The sequence below is a fragment of the Mycobacterium sp. KBS0706 genome (assembly GCF_005938675.2).
GTDB lineage: Bacteria > Pseudomonadota > Alphaproteobacteria > DSM-16000 > Inquilinaceae > Inquilinus.
This window is the reverse complement of the sequence record NZ_VCCH02000005.1, coordinates 93,559-109,912: the sequence shown is the minus strand read 5'-3', so window position 1 is coordinate 109,912 and position 16,354 is coordinate 93,559. Positions and strand designations below refer to the sequence as shown.

Annotated in this window: 15 protein-coding genes; 7 read left to right on the top strand and 8 right to left on the bottom strand. The window is 69.3% G+C overall.

The annotated features are described in order from the left end of the window. Positions 1 to 3 precede the first annotated feature (3 nt). Positions 4 to 909, bottom strand: a complete 906-nt coding sequence (locus FFK22_RS04270; RefSeq protein WP_138890959.1) for an ABC transporter permease — start codon at positions 907 to 909, stop codon at positions 4 to 6. 13 nt (positions 910 to 922) lie between these two features. Next, on the bottom strand, positions 923 to 1,996 hold the full coding sequence (locus FFK22_RS04265) for an ABC transporter ATP-binding protein (protein ID WP_138890958.1): 1,074 nt from the start codon (positions 1,994 to 1,996) through the stop codon (positions 923 to 925). Between the two features lie 368 nt (positions 1,997 to 2,364). Here FFK22_RS04265 and FFK22_RS04260 point away from each other — a divergent pair, with 368 nt between their 5' ends. Then, positions 2,365 to 3,381 (top strand): GntR family transcriptional regulator, encoded by a 1,017-nt coding sequence (locus FFK22_RS04260; protein WP_138890957.1) that lies wholly within the window; start codon positions 2,365 to 2,367, stop codon positions 3,379 to 3,381. Positions 3,382 to 3,628: 247 nt separating this feature from the next. Here the strand turns inward: FFK22_RS04260 and FFK22_RS04255 are convergent, their stop codons facing one another. Further along, a complete protein-coding gene (locus tag FFK22_RS04255) occupies positions 3,629 to 4,591 on the bottom strand; it encodes a LysR family transcriptional regulator (protein ID WP_221938377.1) in 963 nt (320 codons plus the stop codon). 180 nt (positions 4,592 to 4,771) lie between these two features. Here FFK22_RS04255 and FFK22_RS04250 point away from each other — a divergent pair, with 180 nt between their 5' ends. From FFK22_RS04250 to FFK22_RS04225, 6 genes are all read left to right on the top strand, one after another. Beyond that, a complete protein-coding gene (locus FFK22_RS04250) occupies positions 4,772 to 5,743 on the top strand; it encodes an ABC transporter permease (protein WP_138890956.1) in 972 nt (323 codons plus the stop codon). Then, entirely contained in the window at positions 5,740 to 6,648 is a 909-nt protein-coding gene (locus tag FFK22_RS04245) for an ABC transporter permease (protein WP_138890955.1), read from the top strand. Before FFK22_RS04250 ends, FFK22_RS04245 begins: the two co-directional genes overlap by 4 nt. A gap of 16 nt (positions 6,649 to 6,664) precedes the next feature. Next, a complete protein-coding gene (locus tag FFK22_RS04240; protein ID WP_221938376.1) occupies positions 6,665 to 7,633 on the top strand; it encodes an ABC transporter ATP-binding protein in 969 nt (322 codons plus the stop codon). After that, on the top strand, positions 7,630 to 8,616 hold the full coding sequence (locus FFK22_RS04235; protein ID WP_138890953.1) for an ABC transporter ATP-binding protein: 987 nt from the start codon (positions 7,630 to 7,632) through the stop codon (positions 8,614 to 8,616). The genes FFK22_RS04240 and FFK22_RS04235 overlap by 4 nt, the downstream gene beginning before the upstream one ends. 138 nt (positions 8,617 to 8,754) lie before the next feature. After that, positions 8,755 to 10,404: an ABC transporter substrate-binding protein gene (locus FFK22_RS04230; RefSeq protein WP_221938375.1), complete on the top strand. Its 1,650-nt coding sequence runs from the start codon at positions 8,755 to 8,757 to the stop codon at positions 10,402 to 10,404. Then, positions 10,401 to 12,287, top strand: coding sequence for a CocE/NonD family hydrolase (locus FFK22_RS04225; protein WP_221938374.1), 1,887 nt, complete (start codon positions 10,401 to 10,403; stop codon positions 12,285 to 12,287). Before FFK22_RS04230 ends, FFK22_RS04225 begins: the two co-directional genes overlap by 4 nt. A gap of 162 nt (positions 12,288 to 12,449) precedes the next feature. On the opposite strand, the gene FFK22_RS04220 is transcribed toward FFK22_RS04225, so the two are convergent. The 5 genes from FFK22_RS04220 to FFK22_RS04200 are packed head-to-tail and all read right to left on the bottom strand — an operon-like array spanning position 12,450 to position 16,353. Beyond that, positions 12,450 to 13,262, bottom strand: coding sequence for a transporter substrate-binding domain-containing protein (locus FFK22_RS04220; protein WP_138890950.1), 813 nt, complete (start codon positions 13,260 to 13,262; stop codon positions 12,450 to 12,452). 42 nt (positions 13,263 to 13,304) lie between these two features. Then, positions 13,305 to 14,033 (bottom strand): amino acid ABC transporter ATP-binding protein, encoded by a 729-nt coding sequence (locus tag FFK22_RS04215; RefSeq protein ID WP_138890949.1) that lies wholly within the window; start codon positions 14,031 to 14,033, stop codon positions 13,305 to 13,307. Between the two features lie 34 nt (positions 14,034 to 14,067). Continuing rightward, positions 14,068 to 14,739 carry an amino acid ABC transporter permease gene (locus FFK22_RS04210; RefSeq protein WP_138890948.1) on the bottom strand — a complete coding sequence of 224 codons (672 nt, stop codon included), beginning with the start codon at positions 14,737 to 14,739 and terminating at the stop codon, positions 14,068 to 14,070. 13 nt (positions 14,740 to 14,752) lie between these two features. After that, positions 14,753 to 15,436, bottom strand: coding sequence for an amino acid ABC transporter permease (locus FFK22_RS04205; protein ID WP_138890947.1), 684 nt, complete (start codon positions 15,434 to 15,436; stop codon positions 14,753 to 14,755). Positions 15,437 to 15,447: 11 nt separating this feature from the next. Further along, complete coding sequence (locus FFK22_RS04200; protein WP_138890946.1) at positions 15,448 to 16,353, bottom strand: NAD(P)-dependent oxidoreductase; 906 nt, start codon at positions 16,351 to 16,353, stop codon at positions 15,448 to 15,450. Position 16,354: the final 1 nt, after the last annotated feature.

Below are 16,354 nucleotides of genomic sequence, written 5' to 3'. Positions count from 1 at the left end.
GCCTCAGAGCTCCTTCCGCAGGTCGACCAGCCGCAGCAGCCCGGCGACGACGATCCCCATCACCACGGTCAGGATCACGCCGACCACGGCGGCGAAGGCCCATTTCAGCGACCCGACCTGGGTGACGATGATGTTGCCCAGCATGTTGACCTTGCGGCCGGACAGGGCGGCGGCGGTGGCGAACTCGCCCAGCACCATGACCGACACGAAGATCGCGCCGACGATCACGCCGGGCAGGCTCAAGGGCAGGATCACGGTGCGGAAGATGCGGCCGGTGCCGGCGCCCAGGTCGCGCGCCGCCTCGATCAGGCTCGGCTCGATCCGCGACAGCATGAACGCGATCGGCCCGACCATGAATACGACATAGATCTGGGTCATGCCGATGACGACGCTGAGCTCGGTGAACAGCAGGCCCGCCACCGGCTCCGACACCACGCCCAGCTTCATCAAGAGGATGTTGACCGCGCCCTCGGTGCCCAGCATCGGGCGCCAGGCCAGCACCCGGATCAGGAACGAGGTCCAGAACGGCACGACGCAAACCACCAGCAGGATGGTCTGGACCGTCTTGTTGCGGACGAACAGGCCGATATAGAGGGCGACCGGATAGCCCAGCGCCAGCGTCGTCGCCAGCACGATCAGCCAGATCCGGACCGTGGTCCACAGCGCCGACAGATAGGTCGAGGTGCCGAAGAAGGTGCCCCAGTTCTGCAGGGTCAGCGTCGGCTCGATGGTGAAGGTCTTCTGGGTCCAGAAGCTGACATAGACCATCATCGCGATCGGGACGACCAGGAAGGCGGTCATCCACAGGGCCCCCGGCGCCGCCAGCAGCGCCGCCACCCGCCGCCCGGTGCGCCGCCTGGCGGCCGGGGCCGGCACCGTCTCGGTCATGATCTCCGCTCCGACGCTCATCGACGCCCCCGCCTCAGCCGCGGAACACGAGGGCGTCGGCCGCCGGCCAGCGCAGCGCATAGCGGCGCCCGGCGTCGAAGCTCCTCGGTCGGCGGTGGCTCAGATGGTATTCGACTTCGACCGGCCGGCTGCCGGCGACGTCGAACAGATAGGTCACCCGGGCGCCGGAATACTCGCTGGCGATGAAGCGGCCGGGCAGGGCGGCCTCGCCCGGCGCCGCCGGCTCCGTCTCCTCGGCCACCGTCACCTTGTCGGCGCGGATGCAGTAGGCGGCCGCGCCGGCAGGGGCATCGCCCGGCAGCGGCAGGGCCGCCTCGGCGAAGCGGAAGGCGCCGTCGCCGACCATGCCCTCGAAGATGTTGTAGCAATTGAGGAAACGCGCGACCCGGACCGATCCCGGCCGGTTGTACAACGTCTGCGGCGGGCTGATCTCGGCGATCCGTCCGCGGTCCAGCACGGCGGTGCGGTGGCCCATCGCCAGCGCCTCCTGCTCATTGCCGGTGACATGCAGGAAGGTACCTCCGAGCTGGGCCTGGATGCGTTTCAGCTCGATCATCATCCGCTCGCGCAGATTGGCGTCGAGCGCGCCCAGCGGCTCGTCCAGCAGCACGATCTTGGGGTCGGTGACCAAGGTGCGGGCCAGGGCGACGCGCTGCTTCTGGCCGCCGGAGATCTGGCTGACGGCACGGGCGCCGAGGCCGGTCAGGCCCAGCAGTTCCAGCGCCTCGCCGACGCGGCGGCGGATCTCCGCCTCGTCCGATACCGGGCCGCGGCTGCGGTGGAGCAGGCCGTAGGCGACATTGTCGAAGACGCTCATGTGCGGGAACAGGGCGAAGCCCTGGAACACGAAGCCGATGCCGCGCTCATGCGCCGGAATCGACAGGATCGAGCGTCCCTCCAGCCGGACGTCGCCGTCATCCGGCGTCTCGAAGCCGGCGACCACCCGCAGCATAGTGGATTTGCCGGAGCCGCTGGGTCCGAGGATGGACAGGTACTCGCCCGCGCCGACCGCCAGCGACAGGTCGCTCAGCGCCGGCGCGCCGCCATAGGCCTTGGTGATGCCGCTCAGTTCCAGGAGCAGAGTCATGCGTCCCCGAATCTCCAAGCCGTGCCCTGAGCCTCACGTCCCATCCGCGTCTTTCGGCATGTGCCGCTGCACGTTGGTCGATGTGAAGCTCGGGAAGCCTAGTCAAAAATGATTTTAGTATGCAATAGTCTTTTTATGGTGATCGAAAGCTTCGCCATGTCGCGAGATCCGGTTCCTATCAGCCTCGACAAGCCTGTCTGTCCAAGTTTCGGGCAGGCCCTGAGACCCAAGGCGGCGCTTTGGGTATGCGATAGTCATTTTCCCGGTGCCGCTGCCCATGCCATAGGCAACGGCCACTTGCGCCTTGGCGCCGCGGGGGCCATCAGAGGACCAGGATCACCCGGACGGACGGAACGCTGCTGCAGGACATGACGGACACGGCGACGAACGCGTCCCCGCCGCGGCTCTACGAGATCGTCGAGCGTGCGCTGCGGGCGTCGATCGGCGCCGGGCGGCTGCCGGCCGGGCTGGTGCTGCTGGAAGGGCCGATCGCCGAGATCTTCCAGACCAGCCGGGCCCCGGTGCAGCGGGCGCTGGCGCGGCTGGAGGCGGATGGGCTGATCCACCGCTTCGAGGGCCGGGGCTACCTGGTGGGGCCGGAGGCGGCCGGCGCGGCGCCGTTGCGCACCGACATCCGCGGCTTCGGCCTGGACGCGGCGGAGGAGATCGACGAGGCGCAGCAGTCCCGCGCCTCCTGGGAGCGGATCTACGCCACCGCCGAGCGCCAGATCGCCTCCTGCCTGGTGTTCGGCCGCTACCGCATCGTCGAGGCCGAGATGGCCGACCATTTCGGCGTCAGCCGGACCGTGGTGCGCGACGTGCTGGGCCGGCTGCAGGAGCGCGGGCTGATCGAGAAGAACGCCAGCTCGCACTGGATCGCCGGGCCGCTGACCGCCCGGGCGATCCGCGAGCTCTACGAGATGCGCCGGCTGCTCGAGCCGCCGGCCCTGGTCAGCGCTGCGCCGTCAGTGCCGAGCGGCGACATCGAGGCGATGCTGGACCGTCTGCGCCGGGCCGAGGCGGCCGGCCCGAAGCCGCCGCCCGAGACCATGGACGAGATCGAGGAGGACCTGCATGTCCGCTGCGTGCTGGCGACGCCGAACGCCCGTCTGGCCGACGCCTTGCGCCACAACCAGCTGCCGCTGCTGGCCACCCACGCCTTCACCCGCTCGCTCGGCATCGCCGACGACCAGCCGATCCTGACCGAGCACCGGCTGGTGCTGGAGCTTTTGGCGCAAGAGGCCTGGCCGGCCGCCGCCGCGGTGCTGGAGACGCATCTGCAGGCTGCCGAACGCCGGGCCGTCGCCCGCCTCAAGACCCTCGCCGTGATCCCGGTCCCGGCCAATCTGGCGCCGTACCTGACCAAGACGTCGGAGCACGGGTAGGGGCGGTGTTTCGACCCGCTTTGTTACTTAGTCCCCCCTCCCCTTGGGGGAGGGGGGCAGGGGGAGGGGTCTGCGCGCGTCCGCGCGCGAATGGGCAAGGGGCGCAATCCGTCCGACGGGCCGATGTGAGGGGAGCAGGGCCGGATCAAGCCGTGATAACCCCCTCCCCCTAGCCCCCTCCCGCGAGGGGAGGGGGGACTCATTAGGCTCTAAATCGGCCTGGTGTCGATCGCCCCAAACCCGCCCTCTACCCCGCCTCCGGCTTAAACTCGCTCTCCAGCCCGCGCAGCATCTCGACCAGGCGGCGGCGGAAATGCTCGGCGAAGCGGTCGGCGGCACGGGAGCGGGGCTGGCCGGCGGCGAAGGCCAGGCCGAACTCGTTCCACAGCAGCGGCCGGAACGGGCGGATGGCGATCGGCAGGTCGCGGAAATGGCTGGCCATCAACGCATTGACGATGGTCACCCCCAGCCCCTGCGCGGCGAAGGCGCAGGCCGAGCCGACCGAATGCGTCTCGACCTGCACCCGCGGCCGGAAATGGACCCGCCGGAACATCTGGTCCATCTCCGCCCGCGCCGGGCGCTGCCGGCCCAGCAGCACCAGCGGCTCGCCCTCCAGGTCCTCGACCGACACCACCGCCTTCTCCGCCAGCCGGTGGCCCTGCGGCATGACGCAGACGCTGGTGGTGCGGGCAATGGCGATCGTGTCCATCCCGGCCTCGCCGGTTGGTAGCCGGACGAAGCCGAGATCGGCCTGGCGGGTCAGCACCGCGCGCTCGGTCTCGTGATAGGCGCCGGACAGGATCTCCAGCGCGACATTGCCGTGGTCGCGCAGGAACTCCTCGACGATCAGCGGCAGGATGGTCTGCGACATGCTGTGCGGCATGCCGATGCGCAGCAGGATCTGGTCGGAATTGCCGGTCCGCAGCTCCTCGGCCACATGCTGCACCCGCTGCACCCCGTCGACCGCGTCTTCGACGGAATCGAGCAGGCCGATCGCCTCCGGCGTCGGGATCAGCCGGCCCTTCTCGCGGGCGAACAGCTCCAGCCCCAGCTCGGCCTCCAGCTGGGTCAGCAGACGGCTGACCGCCGATTGCGACAGGTCCAGCCGCGCCGCCGCGGCGGTGGTGGAGCCGCTGCGCATGATCGCCTTGAAGGCCTCGAGCTGCTTGACGTTCATGCCGCCGGCGCCGATATCCGCGACACGAAGCACCGATCCGGACCGCGCCCGCGCATGAAATGCGCATAACCCGATGCGGATTCCGCATGATGTTGCGGGTCGTTCTCTCCCACGCCTAACGTCCCCCTCGCCACGCCGGTCCGCCCGGCCGGCCCATCATAAGCGAACAGGGACGCAGATGCGGGATTCGCGCGCCGGGACGCCAAGCCGGCCATGACCGTCTTCATCATCCGCCGGCTGGTGCAGAGCGGCTTCGTGCTGCTGGTCACCTCGATCCTCGTCTTCCTCGGCGTCTATGCCATCGGCAACCCGATCGAGATCCTGGTGCCGGCCGACGCCTCGCAGGCCGAGATCGCCCAGGCGGTCCAGTCGCTCGGCCTCGACCGGCCGCTGTGGCAGCAATACCTGACCTTCCTCGGCAACGCGCTGCATGGCGATCTCGGCCGGTCCTTCGTCTTCAACCAGCCTTCGATCAGCCTGATCTTCGAGCGGCTGCCGGCGACGCTGGAGCTGGCCTTCATCGCCCTGATGCTGTCGCTGGTGATCGGCATCCCGCTCGGCGTGCTGTCGGGGCTGAAGGCCGGCAGCGGCTTCGACCGCACGGTGATGACCGGGTCGATCCTCGGCTTCAGCCTGCCCAGCTTCTGGCAGGGCATGATGCTGATCATGATCTTCTCGGTCATGCTCGGCTGGCTGCCCTCCACCGGCCGCGGCGCCACCGGCGAGGTGCTGGGCCTGCACACCAGCCTCGCCACCTGGGACGGGCTGACCCACCTGATCCTGCCAGCGATCAACCTGTCGCTGTTCAACGTCTCGCTGATCATCCGCCTGACCCGCAGCGGCATGCGCGAGACCCTGCCGCTGGACTTCGTGAAGTTCGCCCGGGCCAAGGGGCTGACCGAGCGGCGGGTGATCTTCGTGCACGTGCTGAAGACCATCCTGATCCCGATCGTCACCGTGGTCGGGATGGAGTTCGGGTCGCTGATCGCCTTCGCCACGGTGACCGAGACCATCTTCGCCTGGCCCGGCGTCGGCAAGCTGATCATCGACAGCATCATGCGGCTCGACCGGCCGGTGATCGTCGCCTACCTGCTGATCGTGGTGGCCATGTTCATCGTCATCAACCTGGTGGTCGACATCCTGTACTCGGTGCTCGACCCCCGCGTCCGGCTGTCCGACGCATGAGCGACGCCGTGATCTCCCGCAAGCCGCTGCTCGGCGACGGCATCCTGGCCCAGGCCCTGCGCGGCATCCTGGACAGCAAGGCCGCCACCCTGGCCGTCATTGCCTGCCTGGTGCTGATCCTGGTCGCCCTGTTCGCGCCCTGGATCGCGCCGCAGGACCCCTATGACCTCGCCTCGCTCAGCATCATGGACGGCCGGCTGCCGCCAGGCAGCGAGAGCATGGATGGCTGGACCTACTGGCTGGGCACCGACGCCCAGGGCCGCGACATGCTCTCGGCGATGCTGTACGGGCTGCGCACCAGCCTCGGCGTCGGCGGGCTCGCCGGCCTGTTCGCGCTCGCCGTCGGCACCACGCTCGGCCTCGTCGCCGCCTATTTCGGCGGCCGGATCGACACGCTGGTGATGCGGGTCGTCGACCTGATGCTCGGCTTCCCCACCATCCTGGTGGCGCTGATGATGCTGGCCGTGCTGGGGCAGGGGGTGGGCAAGGTCATCCTGGCCCTGGTGGTGGTGCAATGGGCCTATTTCGCCCGCGCCGTCCGCGCCGCGGCGCTGGTCGAGCGCGGCAAGGAATATGTCGAGGCGGCGCAGTGCCTGGGCCTGAGCAAGGCGCGCATCCTGTTCAGCCACCTGCTGCCGAACTGCCTGCCGCCGGTGATCGTGATCGGCACCATCCAGGTGGCGCATGCGATCGCGGCCGAGGCGACGCTGAGCTTCCTCGGCATCGGCCTCCCGATCACCGAGCCGTCGCTGGGCCTGCTGATCGCCAACGGCTACCAGGTGCTGCTGGCCGGCCTGTACTGGATCAGCGTGTTCCCGGGCCTGCTGCTGCTGGCCCTGATCTTCTCGATCAACATCGTCGGCGACCGCCTGCGCGAGGCGCTGAACCCAAGGCTGCAGAAGTGAGGGCCCGGAGATGACCGTGCCCACGCTCAGCGTCGAGAACCTGCAGACGCATTTCTTCACCAAGGCCGGCGTGGTGCGCGCCGTCGACGGCGTGTCCTTCCGGGTCGACCGCGGCGAGGTGCTGGGCCTGGTCGGCGAATCCGGCTCCGGCAAGTCGATCACCGGCTTCTCCATCCTCGGCCTGGTCGATCCGCCGGGCCGGGTGGTCGGCGGCCGGATCCTGTTCCAGGGCGAGGACTTGGCGGCGCTGCCGGCGGAGCGGCTGCGGCAACTGCGCGGCAACCGCATCGCCATGATCTTCCAGGACCCGATGATGACCCTGAACCCGGTCCTGCGGGTCGAGACCCAGATGGTCGAGACCATCCAGGCGCATGAGCGGGTGTCGCGGGCCGAGGCGGTGGCGCGGTGCCGCGACGCGCTCGGCCGGGTCGGCATCCCGTCGCCGGAGGAGCGGCTCAAGGCCTATCCGCACCAGTTCTCCGGCGGCATGCGCCAGCGCGTGGCCATCGCCATCGCCCTGCTGCACAAGCCCGACCTGATCATCGCCGACGAGCCCACGACCGCGCTGGACGTCACCATCCAGGCGCAGATCCTGGCCCAGGTGCAGACTTTGTGCCGAGAGACCGGCACGGCGCTGATCTGGGTCAGCCACGACCTGGCGGTGGTCGCCGCCCTGGCCGACCGGATCTGCGTCATGTATGCCGGCCGCGTGGTCGAGACCGGCACGGTCGACGAGGTGATCGACCGGCCGGCGCATCCCTACACCATCGGGCTGATCGGCTCGGTGCCCGGCGACCGGCCGCGCGGCGAGGCGCTGTTCCAGATCCCCGGCATGGCGCCGTCGCCGCTGTCGCTGCCCGAAGGCTGCGCCTTCCGGCCACGTTGTGGCCGCGCCACGGACGCCTGCATGGCGGCGCCGGAGACGACCCGGCGGGGCGACCGCGCCTTCCGCTGCTTCCACCCGCAGCTGGAGGTGCGCGCATGACCCCGCTGATCGAGGCCGCCGGCCTGGGCAAGCGCTTCACCAAGCGCCTGGACTATGCCGAGAAGGCGGCGCGCTTCCTGGGCGCCAGGGTCGAGGAGCGGACAGTGCACGCCGTCGACGCGGTCGACCTCGCCATCGCGTCGGGCGAGGTGGTCGGGCTGGTCGGCGAATCCGGCTGCGGCAAGTCCACGCTGGGCCGGATGATGGCCGGCATCCTGCCGAAGAGCGACGGCGCCATCCGCTGGCGCGGCCGGGATGTCGACGGCCTGGCCGGCGACGCGGCGCGCGACGCCCGGCTGAAGGCGCAGATGATCTTCCAGGACCCCTTCGCCTCGCTGAACCCGCGCAAGCGGGTGCGCGATATCATCGGCGAGGCGCCGCGGGTGCACGGGCTGGTGCGCCGCCGCGAGGCCGACGGCTACGTCCAGGAGGTGATGCGCCGGGTCGGGCTGGACCCGGCCTATCGCGACCGCTTCCCGCACCAGTTCTCCGGCGGCCAGCGCCAGCGCATCGGGATCGCCCGGGCGCTGGCGGTGAAGCCGGACTTCCTGGTCTGCGACGAATCCATCGCTGCGCTCGACGTCTCGATCCAGGCCCAGATCCTGAACCTGTTCCTGGAGCTGAAGCGCGAGCTGGGCCTGACCTACCTGTTCATCAGCCACGACCTCGGCGTGGTCGAGCACATCAGCGACCGGGTGGTGATCATGTATCTCGGCCGCGTGGTCGAGACAGCGGCGACCGCCGAGCTGTTCGACCGGCCGCTGCACCCTTACACCGTGGCCCTCTTGAACGAGGTGCCGCGGCTGAGCAACCGCAAGCGCAAGTTCGAGACGATCAAGGGCGAGATCCCGTCGCCCCTGCACCCGCCCAGCGGCTGCCATTTCCACCCGCGCTGCCCGATGGCGACCGACCGCTGCCGCGTCGAACGGCCGGCCCTGCGCCCGGTCGCGCCCCGCCACCAGGCCGCCTGCCACCTGATCTGAGGCGCCGAAGGCGCCCGAAACCGAACAGAGGAGAGCGAGATGATGCGGATGCCGGCATGGATGAAGCAGAGAAACGCGTTGCCTCTCCCGCTTGCGGGAGAGGTCGGAGCCGCGTTGGCGGCTCCGGGTGAGGGGAGTTTGTCGAGGCCCGGACCAACCCTCACCCGGTCTCGCTGCGCGAGCCCGACCTCTCCCGCCAGGCGGGAGAGGCAAAGCGTTAGCGCTCTTCTGGCGACGATTGCGACGGTCCTGACGCTGGGCAGCGCCAGCTTTGCCCAGGCCGCCGACCTGACCATCGGCACCGCGACCGAGCCCTCGGCCATCGACCCGCAATTCTCGCGCACCGGCAACAACCAGTCGATCTCGCAGCACATGTTCGACCGGCTGGTGCAGACCGACGAGAACCTGCAGGTGCAGCCGGCGCTGGCCCTGTCCTGGACCTCGGTCGACCCGACGACCTGGGAGGTCAAGCTGCGGCCCGGCGTCAAGTTCAGCGACGGGTCGGACCTGACGGCCGACGACGTGATCTTCTCGATGGACCGCGCCAAATCGGTGCCGAACAGCCCGGCGCCGTTCACCGGCGCGGTCGGCAGCATCGCGGAGATGACCGCGGTCGACCCGCTGACGGTCCGATTCAAGACCAAGTCGCCGACGCCGCAGTTCATCGAGCAGGTCGGTCTCGTCTACATCGTCTCCAAGAAAGCCTCGGAGGGGAAGACCACCAACGACTTCAACTCCGGCGCCGCAGCGGTCGGCACCGGGCCGTACGTGTTCAAGCAATGGGTGCCGGGCGACCGGCTGGTGCTGGCGCCGAACCCGCATTACTGGGGCGACAAGCCGGCCTTCGAGAATGTCACCATCAAGTTCATCTCGAACAACGCGGCCCGGATCGCGGCGCTGTTGTCCGGCTCCGTCGACCTGATCGACGGCGTGCCGCCGGCCGACGTGGCGACGGTGAACGACAGCGGCAAGGCCAAGGTCTACTCCACCACCTCCGGCCGGCTGATCTACCTGGCGCTGGATTCGGCGCGGGACCAGAGCCCGTTCGTGACCGGCAAGGACGGCCAGCCCCTGGCGGCCAACCCGCTGAAGGACAAGCGGGTGCGCCTCGCCGTCTCCAAGCTGATCAACCGCGACCTGATCATCCAGCGCCTGCTGAACGGCTCCGGCACCCCGGCCGGGCAGATCGTGCCCGAGGGTCTGGGCGGCTACGCCGCCGACGTGACGCCGGAGGCGTATGATGCCGCCGGTGCCAAGGCCCTGCTGGCCGATTCCGGCTATGGCGACGGCTTCGGGCTGACGGTGCATTCCTCGAACGACCGTTTCGCCGGCGACGCCGACATCGCCCAGGCGATCGGCCAGATGTTGGCGCGCGGCGGCCTCAAGATCAACGGCGTGGTCACCCAGCCCTACAACGTCTATGCCGGCGCCGCCTCGAAGCAGGAATACAGCGCCTTCATCTTCAGCTTCGGCAACAGCAACAGCAACTCGGCCAACGCCCTGACCAACGTGCTGGCGACCTATGACAAGGAGGCCGGCAAGGGCGCGTTCAACCGCGCCCGCTATTCGAACCCGGAGTTCGACGCGACGCTGAAGCAGGCGCTGGCGGAGTTCGACGAGGCCAAGCGCAACCAATTGCTGGAGCAGGCGGCGCGGATCGGCTTCGGCGATGTCGGCATCGTGCCGCTGTATTTCCCGACCGTGCACTGGGCGGCGCGTGACGGCATCACCTACCGCGCCAACAAGAACGAATGGACCCTCGCCACCTATGCGGAGGTGGCCAAGTGAGCTCGGGCGACATCCAGGTGCTGCGCGACCAGATGGTGACGGCGCGCGACGGCGTGCGGCTCGCGACCGACGTGTACCTGCCGGCGGGCCATCGCATCGGCGTCGACGCACCGCTGCCGGTGATCCTGGAGCGCACGCCCTACGGCAAGACCGAGCTGTCGCGCTCCGAGATCGGGGTCGGCATGGACGGGCCGATGACCCGGCCGCAGGTGGCGGCGCATTTCGTCCGCGCCGGCTATGCCGTGGTCTACCAGGACTGCCGCGGCCGCCACGGCTCGGAGGGGGTGTTCACGAAGTACACCTCCGAGGGGCCGGACGGCTTCGACACGGTCGCCTGGATCACGGCCCAGCCCTGGTCGAACGGCAAGGTCGGCACCATGGGCCTGTCCTATGCCGCGCACACCCAGTTCGCGCTGGCCTGCCTGAACCCGCCGGGCCTGGCCTGCATGGTGGTGGATTCGGGCGGCTTCTCGAATTCCTATCATTGTGGCATCCGCCAGGGCGGCGCCTTCGAGCTGAAGCAGGCGACCTGGGCCTTCAGCCAGGCCAAGGAAAGCCCGGCGGCGCTGGCCGATCCCAAGGTGCTGGCGGCGCTGGAGGCGGAGGACATCCGCGCCTGGTTCGCCGCCATGCCCTGGCGGCCCGGCCATTCGCCGGTGCGCGCCGTGCCGGATTACGAGGCCTATCTGTTCGAGCAATGGACCCACGGATCGTTCGGCGACTACTGGAAGCAGCTCGGCATCTATGCCGAGGGGTATTACGACCGCTTCCCGGACGTGCCCATGGTGCTGATGTCCAGCTGGTACGACGCCTATGTCCGCACCACGATGGAGAACTATGCCGCCCTCAGCGGCCGCAGCGCCCCGGTGCAACTGATCATGGGGCCGTGGCTGCACGGCAACCGCAACACCACCTTCAGCGGCGACACCGAATTCGGGCCGGCGGCGACGATCGACGGCAACGTCACCGCAGGCTGGCTGCAGTTCCGCCAGCGCTGGTTCGACCGCTGGCTGAAGGGCATCGGCAACGGCGCCGAAGCCGAGCCGACGGCGCGGCTGTTCCTGATGGGCGGCGGCAGCGGCCGGCGCACTGTGGAGGGCCGGCTGGACCATGGCGGGCGCTGGATCGCGGCGGCGGACTGGCCGCTGCCCGGCACCGTCTTCACCGACTACCACCTGCATGGGAATGGCCGCCTCGACCCGGCCCTGCCGCAGGCCGAGCAGGCGTCGATCGCCTACCAATCCGACCCTTCCGATCCGGTGCCGACCATCGGCGGCGCCCTGACCTCCGGCCAGCCGGTGTTCGAGGGCGGCGGCTTCGACCAGACCGAGGGCGATCGCTTCTTCGGCAGCCGCAGGCCCGACCTACCGCTGTCGTCCCGCCCGGACGTGGTGGTGTTCGAGACCGCACCCCTGGCCGAGGACATGGCCGTGGTTGGGCCGATCGAGGTCCGGCTGTTCGTCTCCTCCGACGCGCCGGATACGGATTTCACCGCCAAGCTGATCGACGTGCATCCGCCGACGGCGGACGACCCGAAGGGTTTCGCCCTGAACCTGACCGACGGCATCCTGCGCTGCCGCTACCGCGACAGCTGGGAAAGCCCGTCGCCGCTGGAGCCGGGGCGGGTCTATGCGATCACCATCGAGCCCTTCGCGACGGCCAACCTGTTCAAGGCCGGGCACCGCATCCGGCTCGACATCGCCTCCAGCAACTTCCCGAAATACGACGTCAACCCGAACAGCGGCGAGCCGGAGGGCACGGGCCGGCTGAAGCGGGTGGCGACCAACCGGATCCATTTGGACCGCGCGCATCCGTCCAGGATCGTGCTGCCGGTGGTGCCGGCCGGGTCGTTGACCGACCTGCCGAAGCCTGGGGAGGAGTAGGGCAGGCCTCTTTCCCCGCCAATTACCAAAATCGTCATGGCGAGGAGCGAAGCGACGTGGCCATCCAGGTTGACGCGGCCTGCTCCGGTCGTGGGACTGGATGGCCACGCTTCGCTCGCCATGACGGTTGGTTTATTGCCCTGCGGGCACCTCCAACCATCCTTACTGCAGCATCGCCTCGGGCAGCGGCGAGCCGTGGTACTTCTGGTAGATGTCGTTCAGCTTGCGGTTCTTCAGGTTGGCCGACACCCACTCGTTCAGCTTCTCCATGAGCTTCGGCTCGCCTTTGCGCAGCCCGATGGCGAGGTCGAAGGTGCGGATCAGGAACTTCGGCTCGAAGGCGCGGTCCGGCGCCTTCGCCTTGATCTGGTTCACCAGCGTCGCCGAGGTGGCGACGATCTCGGCCTGGCCGGAGACGGCGGCGGTCACCATCGTGGCGTCGTCGTCGTAGCGCACGACCTGGAAGCCCTTCTCCGCCGCCAGCTTGGTCAGCTCGGTGTCCTGGGTGGTGCCGCGGGTGACGGTCACCGACTTGCCCTGCAGGTCAGCCCAATCCTTGATGGGGTCGTCGGCCGGGGCGCCGATCACCGATTGCAACGCGGCATAGGGCTTGGAGAAGTCGATCACCTTCGCCCGCTCCGGCGTCACCGACAGGGTCGAGATGATGATATCGGCCTTGCCGGTCTGCACGTTCGGGATGCGGGTGGCGCCCGTGGTCTGCACGAACTCCAGCTCCAGCCCCCAGTCCTTCGCCAGGAGTTGCGCGGTCTCGACGTCGGAGCCGGTCGGCTTCATCTGGTCGTCGATCATGCCCGAGGGCGGAATCGCCAGGTCGGTCGCGATCCGGATCTTCTTGGCGGCCATGATGTCGTCCAGCACGTCCGCATGTGCGGCCCCGGTGCCCTGAAGCAATGCCCCGAGGCTCAGGGCGCAGGCCAGGGCGATCGCCCGGCCCCAGCGGATTGACGGCTGCATCTGCATCTCCTCCATGTCTGTGTTCTGGTTGGAAAGCCGGGCTCAGAGCTCGTTGGCGACGAACTGCTGCAGCTCCGGTGTTTCGGGTTTGGCCAGGATCTCGGCCGGCCCCTGCTCATGCACCCGGCCGCGATGCATGAAGACGATCCGGTCGGCCACCCGGCGGGCGAAGCCCATCTCGTGGGTGACCATGATCATCGTCATGCCGCGGGCGGCCAGGTCCTCCATCACCTTCAGCACCTCGCCCTTCAACTCGGGGTCGAGGGCCGAGGTGACCTCGTCGAACAGCATCACCTGGGGCTGCATCGCCAACGACCGGGCGATGGCGGCGCGCTGCTGCTGGCCGCCCGACAGCTGCTCGGGATAGGCATCGGCCTTCTCGCCGAGGCCGACCTGGTCCAGCACGCCGCGGGCCAGGGCCCGGGCCTCGGCCCGCGCCACCTTCTTCACCGATACCGGGGCCAGGGTGATGTTCTGCTCGATGGTCAGATGCGGGAACAGGTTGTAGCTCTGGAACACGATGCCGACGTCAAGCCGCAGCCGGCGCAGGTCGATCTCCGGGTCGCTGACCTTGTGGTCGCAGACCGTGATCTCGCCGCCGTCGATCGTCTCCAGCCGGTCGATGCAGCGCAGCGCCGTGCTCTTGCCCGACCCGCTGCGGCCGATCAGGGCGGTGACCTGGCCCTTCTCGACGGCGAAGGACACGCCGTCGAGCACGGTCAGCTCGCCGAAGCTCTTGCGCACGTCCTGCAGCGTCACCATCGCGGTCATCGCGTTCTCTCCCTGATGTCTTTTTGAGGCCCGGTCAGGCGAGGGCCGGCTTCAGCCGCGGCGCGCGGCCGGTCCGGCGCTCCAGCCGGCGGCTGAGCAGCGAGATCGGGTAGCACATGGCGAAGTAGAGAACGGCGATCACCATGTAGATCGCGAAGGGCTGGAAGATCGAGTTGTTGACGATCTGCCCGGCCCGGGCCAACTCGACGAAGCCGACCACCGAGGCCAGCGACGTGTTCTTGATGATCTGCACCATGAAGCCGACGGTCGGCGGCGTGGCCAGGCGCACGGCCTGCGGCAGGATCACCTTGAACAGGCGCTGGCTGCGGCTCAGCGCCAGGCACTCCGCCGCCTCCCATTGCGGCTTCGGCACAGCCTCCAGGCAGCCGCGCCAGATCTCGCCGAGATAGGCGCTGACATAGATCGTCAGCGACACGCCGGCGGCCAGCAGCGGCGGCACCTCGACGCCCAGCGCCGGCAGGCCGAAATAGGTCAGGAACAGCAGCACCAAGAGCGGCGTGCCCTGGATCAGCTGGACGTAGCCGCCGATGGCGGCGCGCAGCAGGCGGCTCGGCGCGATGCGGCCGAGGGCGACGCCGAAGCCGACCACGCCGCCGCCGATCAGCGCCATCAGCGACAGCACCAGGGTCCACAGCGCGCCCTGCAGCAGGAAGTCGAGATGGTTCAGGTTCAGTCCGGTCTGCATGGCGTCCTCGCGGTCAGAGCGGCGTGCCGAGCCGGCGGCGGCGCGGGAAGAGCGCCAGGCCCAGCCCCCAGAAACCGGCCCGCATCAGCAGCGAGAGGGCGATGTAGAGCAGCGCGACGACGATGTAGGTCTCGAAGGCGCGGTAGGTGTCGGACTGGATGAAGTTGGCGACCGCCGTTAGCTCCTCGGCCGAGATCTGCGAGACGACGGAGGAGGCCAGCATCAGCAGCACGAACTGGCTGGTGAGGGCGGGATAGACCCGCTCCATCGCCGGACGCAGGACTACGTGCCAATAGATCTGCGCCCGCGACAGGCCGAGGCACTCCCCGGCCTCGAGCTGCCCCTTGTGGATGGAATCGAAGCCGGCGCGCATGATCTCGGCGGTGTAGGCGCCGACATTGATGACCAGCGCGATCACCGCGACGGTGACGGCCGGCAGCGACAGGCCCAGGCTGGACAGGCCGAAATAGACGACGAAGATCTGCACCAGGAAGGGCGTGTTCCGGATCGCCTCGACATAGATGCCGCACAGCCGCGACAGCCAGGCCGACCCGCCGCGCCGGCCGATCGCGCACAGCGTGCCCAGCGCGAAGCCCAGCACCGTCGAGGCCAGGGCCAGCCGGATGGTCAGCCAGGCGCCGTCCAGGAACATCGGCCAGCGCTCGAGCACGACGGAGAAATCGAGGGACACGCCCATTGCCCGCTCCTCTATCCGGCGTTCGGGGACTGCCCGCTCATGCGGTCATAGACGCGGAACAGGGCCTGGTTGCCGTTGCCGCCCTCGCCATGAGCCCGGGCGTCGAGATACTGGCTGGTGACCAGCGCCGTGGCGGGCAGGGGCACGGCCTTGCCATAGGCCAGCTCCTGCACCAGCCGCAGGTCCTTCAGCATCAGGTCGATGCGGAAGCCGGCGCCGGAATCGCCGGAGATCATCGCCGGGCCGAGCCGGTCCAGCATCCAGGAGGCGGCGGAGCCGCCGAGCAGCACCTCGCGCATCTGGTCCAGGTCGACGCCGCAGGCCCGGCCCAACGCCAGCGCCTCGCAGATCGCCTGCAGATTGATGCCGCAGATCAGCTGATTGCACAGCTTCACCGTCTGGCCGGCGCCGCTGTCGCCGACATGGGTGATGGTGGTGCCCATGCCGCGCAGCACCGGCAGCGCCCGGTCGAAGGCGGAGCGGGCGCCGCCGGCCATGATCGTCAGCGTGGCGGCACGGGCTCCCTGCGGCCCGCCGGAGACCGGGGCGTCGAGCAGGTCGATGCCGGCGGCGGCGAGGTCGGCGTGCATCCGCCGCACCGCCTGCGGCGAGATCGTGCTCATGTCGACCACCAGCCGGCCGCGCGGCGGCGCCGCCAGCAGCCCGCCGGGGACGGCGTACACGACCTCCTCGACCTGCGGCGTGTCGGGCAGCATGGTGACGACGATGTCGGCGCCCGCGGCCGCCTCGGCCACGCTGGCGGCGGGGACGGCGCCCTGTGCCGGCAGCGCGTCGACCGCGGCCGGCACCACGTCATAGGCCTGCACGGCATGGCCGGCGCGCAGCAGGTTGGCGGCCATCTCGCGGCCCATGGTGCCGAGGCCGATGAAGCCGACGGTGTGACGGGGCTCCGCCATG

What these genes read in the sequence shown, in the direction of transcription:
- FFK22_RS04220 (WP_138890950.1), bottom strand. Translation starts at nt 13,262, where the DNA reads ATGCAGCCGTCAATCCGCTGGGGCCGGGCGATCGCCCTGGCCTGCGCC.
- FFK22_RS04265 (WP_138890958.1), bottom strand. Translation starts at nt 1,996, where the DNA reads ATGACTCTGCTCCTGGAACTGAGCGGCATCACCAAGGCCTATGGCGGC.
- FFK22_RS04250 (WP_138890956.1), top strand. Translation starts at nt 4,772, where the DNA reads ATGACCGTCTTCATCATCCGCCGGCTGGTGCAGAGCGGCTTCGTGCTG.
- FFK22_RS04235 (WP_138890953.1), top strand. Translation starts at nt 7,630, where the DNA reads ATGACCCCGCTGATCGAGGCCGCCGGCCTGGGCAAGCGCTTCACCAAG.
- FFK22_RS04205 (WP_138890947.1), bottom strand. Translation starts at nt 15,436, where the DNA reads ATGGGCGTGTCCCTCGATTTCTCCGTCGTGCTCGAGCGCTGGCCGATG.
- FFK22_RS04245 (WP_138890955.1), top strand. Translation starts at nt 5,740, where the DNA reads ATGAGCGACGCCGTGATCTCCCGCAAGCCGCTGCTCGGCGACGGCATC.
- FFK22_RS04200 (WP_138890946.1), bottom strand. Translation starts at nt 16,353, where the DNA reads ATGGCGGAGCCCCGTCACACCGTCGGCTTCATCGGCCTCGGCACCATG.
- FFK22_RS04270 (WP_138890959.1), bottom strand. Translation starts at nt 909, where the DNA reads ATGAGCGTCGGAGCGGAGATCATGACCGAGACGGTGCCGGCCCCGGCC.
- FFK22_RS04210 (WP_138890948.1), bottom strand. Translation starts at nt 14,739, where the DNA reads ATGCAGACCGGACTGAACCTGAACCATCTCGACTTCCTGCTGCAGGGC.
- FFK22_RS04260 (WP_138890957.1), top strand. Translation starts at nt 2,365, where the DNA reads ATGACGGACACGGCGACGAACGCGTCCCCGCCGCGGCTCTACGAGATC.
- FFK22_RS04215 (WP_138890949.1), bottom strand. Translation starts at nt 14,033, where the DNA reads ATGACCGCGATGGTGACGCTGCAGGACGTGCGCAAGAGCTTCGGCGAG.